The following is a 17938-nucleotide window of genomic DNA, read 5'->3' as shown; positions in this document are numbered from 1 at the left end:
GGGGCATCCCGCCACGCGGGCTACCCTGGCTGGCGTGAAGGTCCTCGTCATCGGCGGCGGCGCCCGCGAACACGCCCTGTGCCGCTCTCTCTCCCTCGATCCCGACGTCACCGCTCTGCACTGCGCGCCCGGCAACGCCGGAATCGCGGAGGTCGCCGAGCTGCACCCCGTCGACCAGCTGGACGGCGACGCCGTCGCACGGCTGGCCGCCCGCCTCCAGGCGGACCTGGTCGTCGTCGGCCCGGAGGCCCCGCTCGTCGCGGGTGTCGCCGACGCCGTCCGCGCGGTCGGCATCCCCTGCTTCGGCCCGTCCGAGCAGGCGGCGCAGCTGGAGGGCTCCAAGGCGTTCGCCAAGGACGTCATGGCCGGGGCCAACGTCCCGACCGCCCGCAGCTACGTCTGCACCACCCCCGAGGAGATCGACGAGGCGCTCGACGCCTTCGGTGCTCCCTACGTCGTGAAGGACGACGGCCTCGCGGCAGGCAAGGGCGTCGTGGTCACCGGCGACCTCGCCGAAGCCCGCGCGCACGCGCTCGCCTGCGTGTCACAGCGTCGCGAAGCGACCCGTTCCGGGGCGGTGGCGGACGACGGGCGGGCCGTCATCGAGGAGTACCTCGACGGCCCCGAGGTCTCCCTCTTCGCGATCACCGACGGCGTCACCGTGGTCCCCCTCACCCCCGCGCAGGACTTCAAGCGCGCGCTCGACGGCGACGAGGGTCCGAACACCGGTGGCATGGGCGCGTACTCCCCGCTGCCCTGGGCCGACCCCAAGCTGGTCGACGAGGTCATGGACACCGTCCTCCAGCCGACGGTCGACGAGCTGCGCCGCCGTGGCACCCCGTTCCAGGGCCTGCTGTACGCGGGTCTGGCGATCACCAGCCGTGGCGTCCGGGTCATCGAGTTCAACGCCCGCTTCGGCGACCCGGAGACCCAGGTCGTCCTGGCCCGGCTGCGGACCCCGCTGGCGAGCGTCCTGCTGAACGCCGCCAACGGCACCCTCGACAACGAACCGCCGCTGAACTGGCGCGACGACGCGGCCGTGACCGTGGTCGTCGCCTCCCACAACTACCCGGCGACCCCGCGCACGGGCGACCCGATCGAGGGCCTGGACGAGGTCGCGGCGCAGGATGCCCCGCACGCGTACGTCCTGCACGCCGGAACCAAGCGGGACGGCCACGCGATCGTGAGCGCCGGCGGCCGCGTCCTGTCGGTCACCGCGACCGGAAAGGACCTGGCGCAGGCGCGCGAGCGGGCGTACCAGGCGGTCGGCCGCATCCGTCTGGACGGATCGCAGCACCGTACGGACATCGCGCGCAAGGCCGCGGGGGAGTGAACCTCTAACCGCCCCGAACCGTCATCACCTTTACCCAAAGCCATTCCATCGAGTGACGGCTGAGCCATCCGGATGACGCCTGCCGAAGCCCCAACTAGGGTGCGGCGCAGGCGTTCCGGCACTTGGCCCACCGGCATTGCGATGTCAGTGGCGGGTGCCACAGTGGGGGAGTGAGCTACACCGCCACAGGCAGTCCCGACGAGGGCAGGAGGGGGTGATGTACGGCGTGTCCGGTACCGGATCGGTTCCCGGCGAGGAGATGGGCGCGCGCGCCGCGCGCACCCGCGCCCTCGGCGTGCTCCGGGTCCGCGGCAGGGCGCTGGGCGTCGCCGTGCTTCCGGCCGCGGCGGCCGTGATCCTGTACGCGGGCGGGGTCACCGGTCACATGACCGGGGCCGGCTGGGACACCGCCCGCGGGCTCACGACCGCGCTCGCGGTGGTCGTCCTGCTCGCCGCGGCGGCCGTCGCCCTGGTGATCGCGCGCTCGCGGCCCGCCGTCACCCCCACCGTCGAGCTCGCCGAGAGGTCGGCCCCCGACCTGTACCGGATGGTGCGGGACCTGGCCGACCGGCTCGGCGTGCCCGCGCCCTCCGCGATAGCCCTGACGCCGGACTGCGACAGCTGGCTCGAGGACCGTACGCATCCGGCGCACGGCCCCGGTCGTACGCCGGGACTGCGGCGCTCCACCGACGCGCCGGTCCTGGTCATAGGCTCGCCGTTCCTGTGGTGGATGCGCGTCGGCGAACTGCGCGCGGTCCTGGCCCCCGTCGTCGCCGGTACGGCTCCGGCGGCGCACCCGGACATAGCCGCGGCCCGCCGCTTCGTCCAGGGGCTCGACGCCGCCGTCGCCGCTCCCCGTACGCCCGGGCTCGGCCCGGTCGGCAGGCTCGGCGCGCACGCGATCGGGCGGGTCGCCCGGGTCCTGCTGCTCCTCTGCCGCGGCCACGCCGCCGAGATGGAGCGGGGCGTCGCGGTGGCGGGCTCCGAGCGTGCACAGGCTGTGGACTACGGGATCCGGATCGTCGCCCAGGAGCAGGTCGGCCTCGCCTACGCGGGCTGGGACCGGCTGCTCACCCGTGTCGCGCTGCCCGCGTGGCGGATGGGCCGCTGGCCTTCGAGCCTCGACGTGGGCGTGGTGGCGGCCCTCACCGAGCTCTCCCGCCGCGACCGCCTTGCCAAGGGCTTCACCACCCGGCTCGGCGAGCGCCCGGCCTGCGACCTGCTCGAAGAGCCCGGCGCCGTCGACGAGGCCGCCTCGCTGCTCGCCGCCCGGCTCTTCCACGGCGGTCCGGCGGAGGTCGGCCCGGACTGGTCCCCGGTGGACTGGAGCCAGTATCCGGAGGAGGTCGTGGACCGGAAGTGGCGCAGCGACGCGGCCCGCCTCCACCAGGTCCTCGACGAACTGGGCGTCCTCCCGGCAGGCCCGACCGTGCGCCCCGGCCCCGGTGCGGGCCGGGCGGGCGGTCCCGCCGAAGGCCCGACGCTGACCCGCGTGATGACCCACCTCTCGACCCACCCGGCCCCGGACCCGGCTCCGGCCACCCCCGAGCTCCGTGAGCCCGTCGCGGCCGATCGGGAGGCCCCCGAGCCCGCACCGGCCACCCCCGAACTCTCCGGGACCCCCGAGCCCGTCCCGGCCGGCCCCCAGGCCCCCGACGACCTCGCCGCCGGCCCCCAGGCCCCGGACAGCCTCGACGGCCTCGTCGACCTGTCCGACCTCGCCGAGCTCGACGTCCTTGAGCTTCCCGCCTCGAATCCCGCCGCCGACACCCTCGCCGCCGCTCTCACCGCCCGGGTCGCGCGCGAGGAGGCCGCCGCGCCCGCCGCGCCGGCGCCCACGCCGCACGCCGCACCGGAGGCTCTCGGCGGCGACTCGCTGCCGCTCTTCCCGCTCGCGCCGCCCCGGACCGGGCGGGACCTGCTCGCCGACCACGTGACGGCGATGGTCTGCTGCGCCGCCGTGGACACCGCAGGCGCCGCCCCCGGCCTCGACTGGCTCGACGGGCCCGCGCTCCTCGTCGGCGGCGTGCGGAACACCGACCTCGCCGCCCGCGTCCTCGCCCTCGTCGAGGACGGCGACCCCGAGCCCCTGAGCGCCTGGCTCACCGAGACCGGCGTACGCCCCGAGAAGCCCGTCCGCCTCGTGTAGGCCGCGACGGCCCCGGAAGCTCGCCTTCCGTTCACGTCAATTCGCGACGAACGGTGACGGAGTGCGTGCGTTATGTGATGTGCTGGAGACCGGCACTGACAGCAGCACATGACAGCCCATGACAGGCGATGTGCGTAACGACGGCAGACGGCACGCGGGGGAGTCGAGGGAGGGGCGCGGTATGGGGGCGGACCAGATCAGGCGGTGGGAGTCGGGCGCGCTCGCCCACGCCGTCACGGACCCCTTCGGTCAGGGCCCCCTGCCCTGGCTGCGCGGTTCGGAGAACTACTTCGACGACACGGGCCAGGTCGTCCCCTGGTACGCCGACGAGACGCTGGCCCGGGGCGGCAGCGGCGGCCCGCGCACCGCCGACGACGTACGGAGCCAGGTCAAGGGGTTCGTGTCCAACGGGGCCGTCGCCCCCGGTGAGGCGATCGATTTCCACATCACGGTGGACCCGCCGCAGCAGTTCTCGGTCGACATCTACCGGATCGGTCACTACGCGGGCGAGGGCGCCACCAAGATCACCACGAGCCCCCGGCTCTCCGGCATCGTCCAGCCCGCCCCGCTCGCCGCCGACCGCACCGTCTCCTGCCACCACTGGTGGCAGTCCTGGCGTCTGCAGATCCCCTCCCACTGGTCGATCGGCGCGTACGTCGCCGTGCTCACCACCGTCGGCGGCTACCGCTCCCACATCCCCTTCACCGTCCGCGACAACCACCCCGCCGACCTCCTCCTCGTCCTCCCGGACATCACCTGGCAGGCGTACAACCTCTATCCCGAGGACGGCCGGACGGGCGCGAGCCTCTACCACGCGTGGGACGAGCAGGGTCGGCTCCTCGGCGAGGAGGACGCGGCGATCACCGTCTCCTTCGACCGCCCCTACGCGGGCGCCGGCCTGCCCCTCCACGTCGGTCATGCCTACGACTTCATCCGCTGGGCCGAGCGGTACGGCTACGACCTCGCCTACGCCGAGACCCGCGATCTGCACGCCGGCCGCGTCGACCCCACCCGCTACCGCGGCCTGGTCTTCCCCGGCCATGACGAGTACTGGTCCGTCCCCATGCGCCGGACCGTCGAACTCGCCCGCGAGCAGGGCACCTCGCTCGTCTTCCTCTCCGCCAACACCATGTACTGGCAGGTGGAGCTGGGCCCCTCCCCGTCCGGCGTCCCCGACCGGCTGCTCACCTGCCGCAAGCGCCGTGGCCCCGGCCGCTCCGCGCTCTGGCGCGAGATCGACCGCCCGGAGCAGCAGCTGCTCGGCATCCAGTACGCGGGCAGGGTGCCGGAGCCGCACCCCTTGGTCGTACGGAACACGGACCACTGGCTCTGGGAGGCCACAGGCGCCGGGGACGGGGACGAGATCCCCGGCCTGGTCGCGGGCGAGGCCGACCGCTACTTCCCGCGCACCGCGCTCCCCGAGCACGAGGGCCGCATCCTGCTCGCCCACTCGCCCTACCGGGACGGGGACGGCGCCCTGCGCCACCAGGAGACCTCGCTCTACAGGGCCCCCTCCGGAGCCTGGGTCTTCGCGTCGGGCACCTTCGCCTGGTCGCCCGCCCTGGACCGGCCGGGCCATGTCGACGAGCGGATCCAGCGCGCCACCGCGAACCTCCTCGACCGGATCTGCAAAAGGGACTGAGCACAGGACGGAGCCAAGAGCCTGGCCACAGGGCTGACCCACAGGTCCGACCAGGCCCGCGAGGGGCCGATGGGTCGGCGGTCCGCGGAGTGCGAGAGAATCGAACCGCTCCTGGATCAACCTACGCGGAGGAACCGTGTCCGGATTCGTAGAAAAGCCCGAGCCTGTTCAGGTCCCGGGCCTGACCCACCTCCACACGGGCAAGGTGCGTGACCTCTACCGGAACGAGGCGGGCGACCTCGTGATGGTGGCCAGCGACCGCATGTCCGCGTACGACTGGGTCCTGCCGACCGAGATCCCCGACAAGGGGCGGGTGCTCACCAAGCTCTCGCTGTGGTGGTTCGACCGGCTCACCGACCTCGTCCCCCACCACGTCCTGTCCACCGACGTTCCGGCCGGCGCCCCCGCCGACTGGGAGGGCCGCACCCTCGTCTGCAAGTCGCTGAACATGGTGCCGGTGGAGTGCGTGGCCCGCGGCTATCTGACGGGCTCCGGCCTCGTCGAGTACAACGAGTCCCGTACGGTCTGCGGTCTCGGGCTCCCCGAGGGCCTCAGCGACGGCTCCGAGCTGCCCGCGCCGATCTTCACCCCGGCCACCAAGGCCGCCGTCGGCGACCACGACGAGAACGTGCCGTACGAAGAGGTGGCCCGCCAGGTCGGCGCGGAGACCGCCGCCCTGCTGCGCCAGACGACCCTCGCCGTCTACGGCCGGGCCCGGGACATCGCCCGCGAGCGGGGCATCATCCTCGCCGACACCAAGTTCGAGTTCGGCTTCGAGTCCGGCGAAGACGGCGCGACCCCGGCCCTGGTCCTCGCCGACGAGGTCCTCACCCCGGACTCGTCCCGCTTCTGGCCGGCCGACCAGTGGGAGCCGGGCCGCGCCCAGCCCTCGTACGACAAGCAGTTCGTCCGCAACTGGCTGACCTCCCCGACCTCCGGCTGGGACCGTAGGAGCGAGCAGCCGCCGCCCGCGCTGCCGCAGGAGATCGTGGACGCGACGCGCGCCAAGTACATCGAGGCGTACGAGCTGCTGACCGGCACCCGCTGGTCGTAGCCCCGGAACACGAAGAAGCCCCCGGTCCGAGAGGACCGGGGGCTTCTTTCATGGAGCGGACGACGAGATTCGAACTCGCGACCCTCACCTTGGCAAGGTGATGCTCTACCAACTGAGCCACGTCCGCATGCGCCGTAGCGCGGAGCCAACTATACCCAACCTTTCTCCCGTGCGAGACGCACCGCCGTGTGACGGTTCTCGGCACCGAGCTTCGCGGCGGCCGAGGAGAGGTAGTTCCGGACCGTTCCCTGCGAGAGCGAGGCGCGCTCGGCGATCTCCGCGACCGGGGCGCCGTCGGCCGCGAGTTCGAGCACCTCGGCCTCGCGCACGGTCAGCGGGGAGTCCCCGGCGGCGATCGCGTCGGCCGCCAACTCCGGGTCCACGTAACGGTTCCCGGCGTGTACGGAACGGATGAGTTCGGCCAATCGCTGGGCGCTGACGGTCTTCGGGACGAAGCCGCGCACGCCTGCCGCCAGGGCCCGCTTGAGGTGTCCGGGGCGGCCGTGACTGGTCACGATCATGGTGCGGCAGCCGGGGAGTTCGTCCCGCAGCGATGTGGCGACCCTCACACCGTCGAGGCCCGGCATCTGCAGATCGAGGACGGCGACGTCGGGCCGGTGGGCGCGGGCCATGGCGAGCGCCTCGGGTCCGGTGGCGGCCTCGGCGACGACCACGAGATCGTCCTCAAGGCCGAGCAGCGCGGCGAGCGCGCCCCGGATCAGATGCTCGTCGTCGGCGAGCAGCACGCGTACGGGTACGGGTGCGGGTGTGGACGCGGCCACGTGCGCCGGTACAGATCCAGTCACGCCGCCGCCCTCCAGCCCGGTACGGGTACCAGCGCCGTCACCTGGAACCCGCCGTCGTCGTCCGGACCCGCCTCCAGGGTCCCGTCCACCGCGGCGAGCCGTTCCCGCAGCCCCGCGAGGCCCGAGCCGCGGCCCATCGGCGCCCCTTCCCGTACACCGTCGTTCCGTACCGACAGCACCACCGAACCGTCCTTCTCCCGCAGCGAGATGCCGCACCGCCGCGCGTCCCCGTGCCGCAGCACGTTGGTCGTCGTCTCCCGCACCACCCAGCCGAGGACCGACTGGACGCTCGCGGGCAGGTCGACGGTGACCGGGTCGATCGCGCAGTCGATGCCGGCGGCGCCGAGCACCCCGCGCGCGCCCTCCAGCTCCACCCGCAGGTCCGCCTCCCGGTAGCCGCGCACCACGTCCCGTACCTCGCGCTGCGACTCCTGCGCGATCCGCTGCACCTCGATCATCTGGTCCACCGCCTCGGGACGCTCGCGCCGGGCGAGCTGCACGGCGAGCTCGCTCTTGAGCGCGATCACCGAGAGGTTGCGGCCCATGACGTCGTGGAGGTCGCGGCCGAAGCGGAGCCGTTCCTCGGCGACGGCGAGGCGCGCCTTGAGGTCACGGGAGCGCTCCAGCTCCCAGACGATCTTCATCAGCCAGCCGGAGAACGCGCAGGCGGCGACGAGTCCGCCGCCGCTCAGGGTGATCCCGATCGCGTAGCCGAGGGCCTCGCCCGGGTGGATGCCCATCGCCGCGACGGAGCCGCCGGTGGCGAGCGCGGCGGCCAGCACGGCGTACAGCATCCGGCGGGGGCGGCGCAGGCAGAGCGCGAGGCTGCCGAGGCTGAAGGTGACCATGCCGGTGACGACGGCGGCGGCGTCCGCGGCGTCCGTGAGCGCCCCCGTGGCCCGCAGTGCGAGCGTGGTCAGCGCACCGGCCGCCGTCAGGACGATCTGCGCGGTCGCGAGCCTGACCGGCCGCTCGCGTCGGTCGAGGGCCCAGTCGAGGGCCTGCGAGAAGAGGAAGCCGTTCAGCACGGCGTGCGCGCAGACCAGCAGCGCGAGCGCGACGGCGAGGGGGGCGTCGACCGGGTTGTCGCCGACGCTCGTGAGAGGTACCAGAGCGATGGCGGCGATCTCGAGCACCGCGAAGAAGTGGAAGCTCCACCGCGTGTACAGCTCGACCTTGGCCGCACTGCTGCGCCCGCTCCACCACCCCGTCAGCCTGGACACGCGTCCGGACCCCTCTCCCCGACCGTCATCGTCGCGGTTCCCAGCGGAACCACCGTCGGACAGCAAACACGGTGACGGCGCCCCAGGCCAGCGTGGTGAGCACGGCGGTCAGCAGCTCGCCGGTGTCGCCGGCGCCGAGCCAGCCGCTGCGGATGAGGTCCATGACCCCGCTGAGCGGCAGCAGTCGGCACAGGTCGGCGGCGAGGTCGGGAAGCAGGTCACGGGGGACCATGATTCCGGAGCCCATGGCGGAGACCAGGAAGAACGGCAGGGTGGTGAGGCCGGCGCTCTCGACGTTGCGGGTGATGGCCGTGGTCGCGGCGGCCAGTCCGGCGAGCAGCAGGATGCCCGCGAGCAGCCCGAGCACCAGCAGGTCCGGCCTGCGCGGCGCGGGTACGTCCAGGGCGAGGGCGCCGCCGACGGCCAGTACGGCGCACTGGGCGAGCGCGATGGCCGTCGAAGGGAGCGCGGCGCCGGCGAGGATCTCCAGGTCGGTCGCCTCTCCGGTGCGCAGCCGCTTGAGGACCAGTTCCTCGCGCCGGGCCACGAGGGCGGAGACCAGGCCCATGTAGACGACGAGCACGAGGACCATCCCGGTGCCGCCGATGAGGGTGGCTCCCGCCATGCCCAGGGGCAGTTCGGCGTCGTCCATCTGCACCAGCGTGGACCGCAGCACGAAGATCATCAGCAGCGGCATCAGGAGGGCGATGAAGAGGTTGTTCTTGTTCCGCCCGAGGAGGGTCAGTTCGGCCCGCCCCAGCGCGGTCATCCGGCGTGCGGTCGCGTTCATCGGACAGTCTCCAGGGCGTCGGTGCGGGAGGCGATCTCCAGGAACGCCTCTTCGAGGGAGGCCGAGCGGGCGTCGAGCCCGTCGAGCCGTACGCCGGCCTCGCGGGCCCAGTCGAGGAGTTCGCCGAGCGCGTCCTGCAGCCGGTGCGTACGGATCTCGACGGTCCGCCCGTCCGCCGCGGCCTTCAGCGTGAGCGGGAGCCGGCCGGGCTCGACGCCTTCGGGGAGGGCGAAGCGGATGCGGGCGGGCCGGGCGGCGGTGACCTCGGCGGGGGTGCCGGAGAGCACGATCCGCCCCTGGTGCATGATCGCCAGCCGGTCGGCGAGGGATTCGGCCTCTTCCAGGTAGTGCGTGGTGAGGACGACGGTCGTGCCTCCGTCCCGCAGCGCCCGCACCAGCTCCCAGGTGTCGCGGCGGCCCTCGGCGTCGAGGCCGGTGGTCGGCTCGTCGAGGAAGAGGACCTCGGGGCGGCCGAGGAGAGCGAGCGCCAGGTCGAGGCGTCGCCGTTCGCCTCCGGAGAGCTGCTTGATCCGTACGTCGCCGCGGGCGGCGAGGCCGACCATCTCCAGGGCCTCCCGGAGCGGGCGGGCGCCGCTGGTGCAGCCGGCCCACATCCGTACGGTCTCGGTCACCGTCAGGTCGGAGGGGAAGCCGCCCTCCTGGAGCATCACCCCGATCCGGGGGCGGACGGCGGCGCGTTCGCGGTACGGGTCGTGGCCGAGGACGTGGACCGTGCCGCCGCTGGGCGCGGCGAGGCCCTCCAGGAGCTCGACCGTGGAGGTCTTGCCGGCTCCGTTGGTCCCGAGAAGGGCGAAGATCTCACCCCGGGGGACGGCGAAGGAGATCCCGTTGACGGCGGTGAATCCGCCGGAGTAGGTCCGTCGGAGGTCGTCGGCCTCGATCACGTTGGTCATGGCTTCAGCCTTCCGCCGGACGGGGGCGGTCGGCAGTGCGTGCTGTCATCGCCGCAGATGACAAATGTCAGTACGGGCCCGGGACATGGGCAGTCGGGACAGGGGGCTGGGACATGGGGATACGACAAAGGCCCCGGTTCCTGAGAACCGGGGCCTTTGCTTCCTGAGCGGACGACGAGATTCGAACTCGCGACCCTCACCTTGGCAAGGTGATGCTCTACCAACTGAGCCACGTCCGCATGCCTCCGACCGGCTTTCACCGGGCGGTGCGAGCACCACTGTACCTGATCCACAAGAGTGGCCGGTAATGCGATGCAGAGCGGGTGACAGGAATTGCACACTGCGCCTTCCCCCTGGAAGGGGGATGTTCTACTACTGAACTACACCCGCACGCTGCGTGAGGTCCGGCCCTGCGGCCTCGCCCCTCGGCGTGATCCAGACTCTAGCCGATGCGCGGGGGTGCTGTGCAACTCCGTTCCTGACGGGAGGTCGGCGGACCGGATCAACTGGCCTCGCGGAACGCCTCGTAGACCCGCTTCGGGATGCGTCCCCGGGCGGGCACGTCCATCTTGTTGGACTGCGCCCAGGCGCGGACCGCGGCCGGGTCGGGGGCCAGGGCGGTGTGCTTGTACGAAGCCACGGAAGCGGGCGCGCCGCCGGCCCTGGCGAGGGCGGCCCTGCCCGTCAGCTTCCGGCCCGCCGCGAGGTAGGGCGCAAGCGCCTTGCGCAGTTTCTTTGCATTGGCGGGATTCAGGTCGATCTCGTACGTCTTCCCGTCCAGGCCGAACGCCACCGTTTCCGCCGCTTCTCCTCCGTCGATGTCATCGGAGAGAGTGACCACTACTCGCTGAGCCACGGATATCGGTCCTTTCCTGCGGTGTGCCATGATCGTCTCGGCGCGCGAAGCGCTTCTGACGTGCGGCGACACCGGCTTTGCGGCTACCCCGGGGCAATGCTGCTTTCCTCTGTATTCCTTTGTACAGCGGAAGGCCTCGCATTGTGAAGCCCAGCCAATTACATCAGCGTGTCTCCCGCAATGGGCCGCGCAATATTTCACTTGAATTTTCCGTGGGGATCTTCGGGTGCCTTTGTAGGGTCCTCCAGTCGTCTACTCGCGTAGAATTTGGAGACAGGTACGCTGAGGGAACCGCCCACGCAACACACCACCGGGAGTGCCAGTGGCACGCGTCGTAGTCGACGTCATGCTCAAGCCGGAGATCCTCGACCCCCAGGGCCAGGCCGTGCAGCGTGCACTGCCCCGCCTCGGATTCGAGGGAATCGCCGACGTCCGCCAGGGAAAGCGCTTCGAGCTGGAGGTGGAGGGACCGGTCGACGAGGCCGCCCTCGCCCGCATCCATGAGATGGCCGAAACCTTTCTCGCCAACACCGTGATCGAGGACTTCACCGTGAAGGTCGAGTCCACGGAGACCGCCGGGGCTTCCTCGTGACCGCACGCATCGGCGTCGTCACGTTCCCCGGAACGCTCGACGACCAGGACGCGCTCCGGGCCGTCCGCCTGGCGGGCGCCGAGCCCGTCTCGCTCTGGCACCGCGACAAGGACCTCAAGCAGGTCGACGCCGTGGTCCTGGCCGGTGGCTTCTCCTACGGCGACTACCTGCGGGCCGGCGCCATCTCCCGCTTCTCGCCGGTGATGGAGCCGCTCATCGAGCAGGCGAAGGCGGGCATGCCCGTCCTCGGCATCTGCAACGGCTTCCAGATCCTCACCGAGGCCCATCTGCTGCCGGGCGCGATGCTGCGCAACAACCACCTGCACTTCATCTGCCGCGACCAGAAGCTGCGGGTGGAGAACGCGGACACCGCGTGGACCGCCGACTACGAGCAGGGCCAGGAGATCCAGGTCCCGCTCAAGAACATGGACGGCCGGTACGTCGCCGACGAGCGGGTGCTCGACGAGCTGGAGGCCGAGGGGCGGGTGGCCTTCCGCTACCTGGACATGAACCCCAACGGCTCGCTCCGTGACATCGCCGGCATCACCAACGCCGCCGGGAACGTCGTCGGGCTCATGCCGCACCCCGAGCACGCCGTCGAGCCGCTGATCGGTACGGGCCGTACCGACGGCCTCGGTTTCTTCACCTCGATCCTCAAGAAGCTGGTCAACGCCTGATGAGCCTCGACACCGTCAAGCACGCCACCGAGACCCCGGACAGCGAGCAGCCCTGGAAGGAGCTCGGCCTCAAGGAGGACGAGTACGCGCGCATCCGCGAGATCCTCGGCCGCCGTCCCACCGGTGCCGAGCTCGCCATGTACTCCGTCATGTGGTCCGAGCACTGCTCGTACAAGAGCAGCAAGGTCCACCTGAAGCAGTTCGGCGAGAAGGTCCCGGAGAACGACGCCATGCTCGTCGGCATCGGCGAGAACGCGGGCGTCGTCGACGTCGGCCAGGGCTACGCGGTCACCTTCAAGGTCGAGTCGCACAACCACCCCTCGTACATCGAGCCCTACCAGGGCGCGGCCACCGGCGTCGGCGGCATCGTCCGCGACATCCTCGCCATGGGGGCCCGTCCCGTCGCGGTGGTCGACCCGCTGCGCTTCGGCGCGGCCGACCACCCCGACACCAAGCGCGTGCTCCCCGGGGTCGTCGCGGGCATCGGCGGCTACGGCAACTGCCTGGGCCTGCCGAACATCGGCGGCGAGGTCGTCTTCGACGAGTGCTACCAGGGCAACCCGCTGGTCAACGCCGGCTGCATCGGTGTCATGAAGCACGAGGACATCCACCTCGCCAAGGCCTCCGGCCCCGGCAACAAGGTGATCCTCTACGGCGCCCGTACCGGCGGCGACGGCATCGGCGGCGTCTCGGTCCTCGCGTCCGAGACCTTCGACGACACGAAGCCGACGAAGCGCCCCGCGGTCCAGGTCGGCGACCCGTTCCAGGAGAAGCTCCTCATCGAGTGCACCCTGGAGATCTTCCAGGAGAAGCTGGTCGCGGGCATCCAGGACCTGGGTGGCGCCGGACTCTCCTGCGCGACCTCCGAGCTGGCCTCCGCCGGCTCCGGCGGCATGCGGGTCGAGCTCGACCGGGTCCACCTGCGCGACGCCACGCTCTCGCCGGAGGAGATCCTCATGAGCGAGTCGCAGGAGCGCATGTGCGCGATCGTCGAGCCCCAGCACGTCGACCGCTTCCTGGAGATCTGCGAGAAGTGGGATGTCATCGCGGTCGTCATCGGTGAGGTGACCGAGGGCTCACGCCTTGAGATCTTCTGGCACGGCGAGCAGATCGTCGACGTGCCGCCGCGCACGGTCGCGCACGAGGGCCCGGTCTACCACCGGCCGTACGCCCGCCCGGAGTGGCAGGACGCGCTCCAGGCCGACGACGCGAACAAGCTGCCCCGGCCGCAGAGCGGCGAGGAGCTGAAGGACCAGGTCCTGAAGCTGGTCTCCTCCCCGAACCAGGCGTCGAAGTCCTGGATCACGGACCAGTACGACCGGTTCGTGCAGGGCAACACCGTCCTCGCGCAGCCCGAGGACGCGGGCATGGTCCGCATCGACGAGGAGACCAACCTCGGCGTGGCCATGGCCACCGACGGCAACGGCCGGTACGCGAAGCTCGACCCGTACACCGGTGCGCAGCTCGCGCTGGCGGAGGCGTACCGCAACGTCGCCGCCTCCGGCGCCAAGCCGCTGGCGATCTCGGACTGCCTGAACTTCGGTTCGCCCGAGGACCCGGCCGTGATGTGGCAGTTCGCCGAGGCCACCCGTGGTCTCGCCGACGGCTGCCTCCAGCTCGGCACCCCGGTGACCGGCGGCAACGTCTCGCTGTACAACCAGACGGGCGAGGTCGCCATCCACCCGACGCCGGTCGTGGCCGTGCTCGGTGTGATCGACGACGTCAACCGCCGTACGCCGATCGCCTTCGCGGAAGAGGGCCAGCTCCTCTACCTGCTCGGCGACACGCGTGAGGAGTTCGGCGGCTCTGCCTGGTCCGAGGTGATCCACCAGCACCTCGGCGGTCTGCCGCCGGCCGTGGACCTCGACCGGGAGAAGCTGCTCGGCGAGATCCTGATCTCGGCCTCCCGCGACGGCATGATCGACGCGGCGCACGACCTGTCGGACGGCGGTCTGGTCCAGGCGGTCGTCGAGTCCTGCCTGCGGGGCGGCACGGGCGCGCGCCTGGTCGTCCCGGACGGCCTGGACGCCTTCACGTTCCTCTTCAGCGAGTCGGCCGGCCGTGCGGTCGTGTCCGTCCCGCGCAGCGAGGAGCTCCGCTTCACCGACATGTGCGGCGCGCGGGGTCTCCCGGCGGCGCGGATCGGTGTCGTGGACGGCGAGGAGATCGACGTGCAGGGCGAGTTCAGCATCGCGCTGAGCGAGCTGCGCGCGGCGCACGAGGCGACGATCCCGGCTCTGCTGGCCTGATACGAGCATCGCGGGAGCCCCTGTCCGGACCTTCGGGTCCGGGCGGGGGCTTTCTCGTTCCCTGCTTGCGCGAGATTACGTAATTACGTAATCTCGACGTATGGAGCTGGAAGAGCGGGTCGCCGCGCTGGAACGGCGGATGGCGGCCCTGGAAGGCGCTGAGCGCCCCGCGCCCGAGGTCGTCGACGCCACGTTCTGGGCCCTGGAGGGGCTCAAGGCGCAGATCGCCGAGGCGGGCGCGCCGGGCGAGGACGGCGCGGTGCTGTTCACGGGGTCGGTCCGACTGCCGACCGAGGAGCGGTACGAGTGGCAGTTCGGCGCGTTCACCGAGCGGCTGCTCGACGGGGACTGGGCCGAGACGGCCGAGTCGTTCGCCGCGCTCGGTCATCCCGTACGGCTCCGGCTGCTGCGGGAGATCGTCGGCGGCCGGCGCACGGCCGCCGAACTGGCGGAGCTGGAGGAGACGGGCACGACCGGCCAGATCTACCACCACCTGCGTCAACTGACCGGCGCCGGCTGGCTCCACACCACGGGACGGGGCCGCTACGAGGTTCCGGGAGCCCGGGTCGTCCCGCTCCTGGTGGTCCTCACCGCGGCCCGTCCGTAACCGCAGGCCCGTCCGTAACCGCAGTCGTTCAATCGTTCAGGGGGAACGATCATGTCCGCACGCAAGTTCGCGGTGGTCCTCCACCGCCTCCTCTGGCTGGTCTTCGTCGCGCAGGCGGTCGCCTCGCCCTTCGTCGACCTGCCGTATCCGTACTGGGCGGGCTGGCTGCCGGCGATCGCCGCGGCCGCGCTCGGGATCACGCTCTCCGTGACCGCCCGCAGGCAGGCCGCCCTGGCGCCGGCCAGGGCCGCGGTGGAGGTGGACCCGCCCGTGAGCGGCCGATGGTCGGCGCTGAACAGCCCGGCGGACCGCACGCCCAGCCACGGCACCCACCAGTTCGGTCAGACGTACGCCATCGACATCGTCGAGGAGGACGAGGCACGGCCCCGCCCCGCCTTCGCCCTGCTGTGGCCGGTGGCCCGCCGGAGCCGGGACTTCCCCGCCTTCGGCGCCCCGCTGCTCGCGGTGGCCGACGCGACCGTCGTGCACGCCGAGGACGGACAGCGCGACCACCTCAGCCGCAACTCGCTGCCCGCCCTGGTCTATCTGATGCTGATCGAGGCCACCGTCCGTGCTCTGTCCGGGGCGCGCCGCGTCACCGGGAACCACGTGATCCTCGAACTCGGCGACGGTACGTACGCGATGTACGCGCATCTCAAGCGCGGCTCGCTCACCGTGCGGCCGGGCGACCGGGTGGTGGCCGGGCAGGAACTCGCCCGGTGCGGCAACTCCGGCAACTCCACCGAGCCGCACGTGCACTTCCAGCTGATGGACGGCCCGGACCTGGACACGGCGCGGGGCGTGCCGTTCACCTGGCGCGGGGTCGGCGTGCCGAAGAACCGCGAGACGTTCGTGGCGCCGGAACCTTCCGCCTACTCGGCCTGACCCCAGAACGCGTCGTTCTCGTCCATGTCCTCGACACACTCGTCGATGTCAGTGATCTTGCCGCCGACGATGGTGAAGAAGAGCGCGCCGTCCATCTCGATCCCGCGGTCGCCGCGGTCGGCGTGGAACCTGTGGGCCGCTATGGCGTGCCCGCGGCCGTCGACGGTGATGCTCTTGAGGTCGACACGCATGGTGCCGTGGGTGAGCTCGCCGAGCTGCCCGTAGTAGGCGACGCAGTTGTCCAGGCCCTTGTGATGCCCGGCTATCCGGTTGTCACCCGGCGAATGGTGGGTGCAGTCCGAGGTCATCAGCGACCGGAGGGTGTCCATGTCTCCCTGGGAGAACGCTTCGTAGCCCCGGCGGACCAGGGCGGTGTCAGGGTGCTCAGCCATGGCTGATCGACCCCTCTCAGGCGAATAGGTGCGGTGCCGGAACCCTCCCCTTCCAGTCTCCGACTACCCTCGCCCCCATGCCACCGGCCAAGAAGCGCATCCGCAGCTACGACTCCGCGAAGACCCGGGCCGCCGTGCTCGCCCAGTTCGAGAACGTACGCACGGCCGTGGACGGGCTCACGGAGAAGCAGCTCGACGGCCCGACCCGGCTGGGGCGGTGGACGGTACGGGAGCTGGCCGCGCACCTGACGACGGCGGTCGGCTCCGTCGCCCGCGCGCTCGGCGAGCCCGAGCCGGCCGAGCGTGAACTCGCCCTGCTGGACTGGCCCGCGGCGACGGCGACCGCCGCCGCGCGGATCGACGAGGACACCCGGGCGATCGACACGGACGACCTGCCCGGTCTGTTCGCGCGGACGGCCGCGCTGTACGAGGAGCGGATCGCCGGGGTCCCCGACGAGCGGCTCGTCCTGATGCGGTTCGGTGCCATGCGGCTCGCGGACTTCCTGGTGACCCGTACCGTCGAGCTCGTCGTCCACACCGACGACCTCAACGCGGCGACCGGCCTGGACATCCCGTACGACCGTCAGGCCCTGGCCGCCTGCACCCGGCTGCTCGCCGACGCGCTCGCGGTGAAGGCCCCGGGCGGGGCGGTCGAGGTGCGGGTCCCGCCCTTCGCGGTCGTGCAGTGCGTGGAGGGGCCGCGCCACACCCGCGGCACGCCGCCCAACGTCGTCGAGACCGATCCGCTCACCTGGATCCGACTGGCGACCGGCCGGGCGCGGTGGGCGCAGGAGCTGGACGCGGCGCGGGTCGGCGCGAGCGGGGAGCGGGCGGACCTCGCCGCCCTGCTGCCTCTGATGGGCTGAGCGGCTCCGTGGGAGAAGGCGGGCGGAACCGTCCGTACCGTTCGCCCGTCCCATCCCCATGCTGAAGACACGCACCACCGCAGCCACCGCCGTTCTGGCCTCGCTCGTCGTGCTCTCGGCGTGCGGCACCCAGAAGTCCGGCTCCGACCCCGGCTCCGAGCCGGGGGCCGGCTCCGTCGCACCTGACGTGCCCGTCGCCGGAGCCCACTGGGCCTTCGACACGGTGACGGTGGCGGGCAAGGAGACCCGGGCGCCCGACGGCGCCCACATCGCGATCGCCGCGGACGGCAAGGCGTCCGGGAACAGCGGCTGCAACGGCTTCGGCGCCGAGGTGTCGGTGCGGGGGGACACGGTCACCGTGAAGCAGGGCCAGGGCACCGAGATGGCGTGTCCCGGTGAGCGGGGAGCCTTCGAGGCGGTCCTGCAGAAGGCCCTCACCGGCGCGCTGAAGGCGCGGGTCGACGGCGACCGGCTCACCCTCACCTCGCCCGACGGCAAGAACGTCCTCGCCCTGACCTCCGAACCGGCCGCCCCGCTCAACGGCACCACCTGGACCGTCGACTCCCTGGTCTCCGACGGCACGGCCGCCTCGCTGCCCCAGGGCAGCGAGGGCAAGGCCACGTTCGTCATCGACAAGGAGGGCCGGGTCCGCGGCAACCTGGGCTGCAACCGGTTCACGGCCACGGCGAAGGTCACCGCCGAGACCCTCACCGTCACGGGGCCGGTCGCGACCACGCGCATGATCTGCTCGGGCCCGCAGATGGAGCTGGAGACCAAGCTGTACGAGCTCCTCGACGGACCCCTCTCGTACGAGCTGCGCCACCGCACCCTGACCCTCACCGGCGCCGACGGCCAGGGCTTCGCCGCGACGGCGAAGCCCGCCGCGAGCGCGACACCGTAGGG

17 protein-coding genes and 3 tRNA genes are annotated in these 17938 nt (G+C 71.9%); 11 read left to right on the top strand and 9 right to left on the bottom strand.

Annotated features, from left to right (window positions below):
* Positions 1-34 precede the first annotated feature (34 nt).
* The 4 genes from purD (at position 35) to M5362_RS29310 (ending at position 6178) form a co-directional block, all read left to right on the top strand.
* On the top strand, positions 35-1333 hold the full coding sequence (purD, locus tag M5362_RS29325) for a phosphoribosylamine--glycine ligase (RefSeq protein ID WP_260230838.1): 1299 nt from the start codon (positions 35-37) through the stop codon (positions 1331-1333).
* Positions 1334-1550: 217 nt separating this feature from the next.
* Positions 1551-3482 carry a hypothetical protein gene (locus M5362_RS29320; RefSeq protein ID WP_260230837.1) on the top strand — a complete coding sequence of 644 codons (1932 nt, stop codon included), beginning with the start codon at positions 1551-1553 and terminating at the stop codon, positions 3480-3482.
* A gap of 181 nt (positions 3483-3663) precedes the next feature.
* The gene (locus M5362_RS29315; protein WP_260230836.1) at positions 3664-5124 is read left to right on the top strand and encodes a N,N-dimethylformamidase beta subunit family domain-containing protein; all 1461 of its coding nucleotides are present in this window, start codon (positions 3664-3666) and stop codon (positions 5122-5124) included.
* 136 nt (positions 5125-5260) lie between these two features.
* Positions 5261-6178 carry a phosphoribosylaminoimidazolesuccinocarboxamide synthase gene (locus M5362_RS29310; protein ID WP_260230835.1) on the top strand — a complete coding sequence of 306 codons (918 nt, stop codon included), beginning with the start codon at positions 5261-5263 and terminating at the stop codon, positions 6176-6178.
* Positions 6179-6229: 51 nt separating this feature from the next.
* On the opposite strand, the gene M5362_RS29305 is transcribed toward M5362_RS29310, so the two are convergent.
* The 8 genes from M5362_RS29305 to M5362_RS29270 all read right to left on the bottom strand — a co-directional run bounded on the left by M5362_RS29305 (position 6230) and on the right by M5362_RS29270 (position 10767).
* Positions 6230-6305, bottom strand: a tRNA-Gly gene (locus M5362_RS29305).
* A 22-nt stretch (positions 6306-6327) separates the two neighbouring features.
* Positions 6328-6984 (bottom strand): response regulator transcription factor, encoded by a 657-nt coding sequence (locus M5362_RS29300; RefSeq protein WP_260230834.1) that lies wholly within the window; start codon positions 6982-6984, stop codon positions 6328-6330.
* On the bottom strand, positions 6981-8207 hold the full coding sequence (locus tag M5362_RS29295; RefSeq protein ID WP_260230833.1) for a sensor histidine kinase: 1227 nt from the start codon (positions 8205-8207) through the stop codon (positions 6981-6983). Before M5362_RS29295 ends, M5362_RS29300 begins: the two co-directional genes overlap by 4 nt.
* 25 nt (positions 8208-8232) lie before the next feature.
* Positions 8233-8997, bottom strand: coding sequence for an ABC transporter permease (locus M5362_RS29290; RefSeq protein WP_260230832.1), 765 nt, complete (start codon positions 8995-8997; stop codon positions 8233-8235).
* Positions 8994-9911 (bottom strand): ABC transporter ATP-binding protein, encoded by a 918-nt coding sequence (locus M5362_RS29285; RefSeq protein WP_260230831.1) that lies wholly within the window; start codon positions 9909-9911, stop codon positions 8994-8996. The genes M5362_RS29290 and M5362_RS29285 overlap by 4 nt, the downstream gene beginning before the upstream one ends.
* A gap of 166 nt (positions 9912-10077) precedes the next feature.
* Positions 10078-10150 (bottom strand) — tRNA-Gly (locus M5362_RS29280).
* Between the two features lie 79 nt (positions 10151-10229).
* Positions 10230-10301: transfer RNA gene (locus M5362_RS29275), tRNA-Gly, on the bottom strand.
* Between the two features lie 112 nt (positions 10302-10413).
* Positions 10414-10767, bottom strand: coding sequence for an Lsr2 family protein (locus M5362_RS29270; protein WP_260230830.1), 354 nt, complete (start codon positions 10765-10767; stop codon positions 10414-10416).
* 322 nt (positions 10768-11089) lie between these two features.
* Here M5362_RS29270 and purS point away from each other — a divergent pair, with 322 nt between their 5' ends.
* The 5 genes from purS to M5362_RS29245 all read left to right on the top strand — a co-directional run bounded on the left by purS (position 11090) and on the right by M5362_RS29245 (position 15777).
* Positions 11090-11359 carry a phosphoribosylformylglycinamidine synthase subunit PurS gene (gene purS / locus M5362_RS29265; protein WP_260230829.1) on the top strand — a complete coding sequence of 90 codons (270 nt, stop codon included), beginning with the start codon at positions 11090-11092 and terminating at the stop codon, positions 11357-11359.
* Positions 11356-12036, top strand: coding sequence for a phosphoribosylformylglycinamidine synthase subunit PurQ (gene purQ, locus M5362_RS29260; protein WP_260230828.1), 681 nt, complete (start codon positions 11356-11358; stop codon positions 12034-12036). The genes purS and purQ overlap by 4 nt, the downstream gene beginning before the upstream one ends.
* Positions 12036-14285, top strand: coding sequence for a phosphoribosylformylglycinamidine synthase subunit PurL (purL, locus tag M5362_RS29255; RefSeq protein WP_260230826.1), 2250 nt, complete (start codon positions 12036-12038; stop codon positions 14283-14285). The genes purQ and purL overlap by 1 nt, the downstream gene beginning before the upstream one ends.
* A gap of 100 nt (positions 14286-14385) precedes the next feature.
* Positions 14386-14892: a helix-turn-helix transcriptional regulator gene (locus M5362_RS29250; RefSeq protein ID WP_260230825.1), complete on the top strand. Its 507-nt coding sequence runs from the start codon at positions 14386-14388 to the stop codon at positions 14890-14892.
* Between the two features lie 51 nt (positions 14893-14943).
* Positions 14944-15777, top strand: a complete 834-nt coding sequence (locus M5362_RS29245) for a M23 family metallopeptidase (protein ID WP_260230824.1) — start codon at positions 14944-14946, stop codon at positions 15775-15777.
* Here M5362_RS29245 and M5362_RS29240 read toward each other — a convergent pair.
* Positions 15765-16169: a nuclear transport factor 2 family protein gene (locus tag M5362_RS29240; protein WP_260230822.1), complete on the bottom strand. Its 405-nt coding sequence runs from the start codon at positions 16167-16169 to the stop codon at positions 15765-15767. The two genes, M5362_RS29245 and M5362_RS29240, sit on opposite strands and share 13 nt — an antisense overlap.
* 77 nt (positions 16170-16246) lie before the next feature.
* Here M5362_RS29240 and M5362_RS29235 point away from each other — a divergent pair, with 77 nt between their 5' ends.
* A complete protein-coding gene (locus M5362_RS29235) occupies positions 16247-17035 on the top strand; it encodes a maleylpyruvate isomerase family mycothiol-dependent enzyme (RefSeq protein ID WP_260230821.1) in 789 nt (262 codons plus the stop codon).
* Between the two features lie 58 nt (positions 17036-17093).
* On the top strand, positions 17094-17936 hold the full coding sequence (locus M5362_RS29230) for an META domain-containing protein (protein ID WP_260230820.1): 843 nt from the start codon (positions 17094-17096) through the stop codon (positions 17934-17936).
* The last annotated feature ends 2 nt before the right edge of the window (positions 17937-17938 follow it).

Source organism: Streptomyces sp. Je 1-79, from assembly GCF_025195125.1.
Taxonomy (GTDB): domain Bacteria; phylum Actinomycetota; class Actinomycetes; order Streptomycetales; family Streptomycetaceae; genus Streptomyces.
The sequence above is the reverse complement of the archived record's forward strand: the minus strand, read 5'-3'. Positions and strand labels throughout refer to the sequence as shown.

Bases quoted from the DNA above. Each gene is read 5' to 3' on its own strand.
- M5362_RS29320 (WP_260230837.1), top strand. From the start codon at position 1,551: ATGTACGGCGTGTCCGGTACCGGATCGGTTCCCGGCGAGGAGATGGGC.
- M5362_RS29315 (WP_260230836.1), top strand. From the start codon at position 3,664: ATGGGGGCGGACCAGATCAGGCGGTGGGAGTCGGGCGCGCTCGCCCAC.
- M5362_RS29290 (WP_260230832.1), bottom strand. From the start codon at position 8,997: ATGAACGCGACCGCACGCCGGATGACCGCGCTGGGGCGGGCCGAACTG.
- M5362_RS29285 (WP_260230831.1), bottom strand. From the start codon at position 9,911: ATGACCAACGTGATCGAGGCCGACGACCTCCGACGGACCTACTCCGGC.
- purL (WP_260230826.1), top strand. From the start codon at position 12,036: ATGAGCCTCGACACCGTCAAGCACGCCACCGAGACCCCGGACAGCGAG.
- M5362_RS29250 (WP_260230825.1), top strand. From the start codon at position 14,386: ATGGAGCTGGAAGAGCGGGTCGCCGCGCTGGAACGGCGGATGGCGGCC.
- M5362_RS29245 (WP_260230824.1), top strand. From the start codon at position 14,944: ATGTCCGCACGCAAGTTCGCGGTGGTCCTCCACCGCCTCCTCTGGCTG.
- M5362_RS29240 (WP_260230822.1), bottom strand. From the start codon at position 16,169: ATGGCTGAGCACCCTGACACCGCCCTGGTCCGCCGGGGCTACGAAGCG.
- M5362_RS29235 (WP_260230821.1), top strand. From the start codon at position 16,247: ATGCCACCGGCCAAGAAGCGCATCCGCAGCTACGACTCCGCGAAGACC.
- M5362_RS29230 (WP_260230820.1), top strand. From the start codon at position 17,094: ATGCTGAAGACACGCACCACCGCAGCCACCGCCGTTCTGGCCTCGCTC.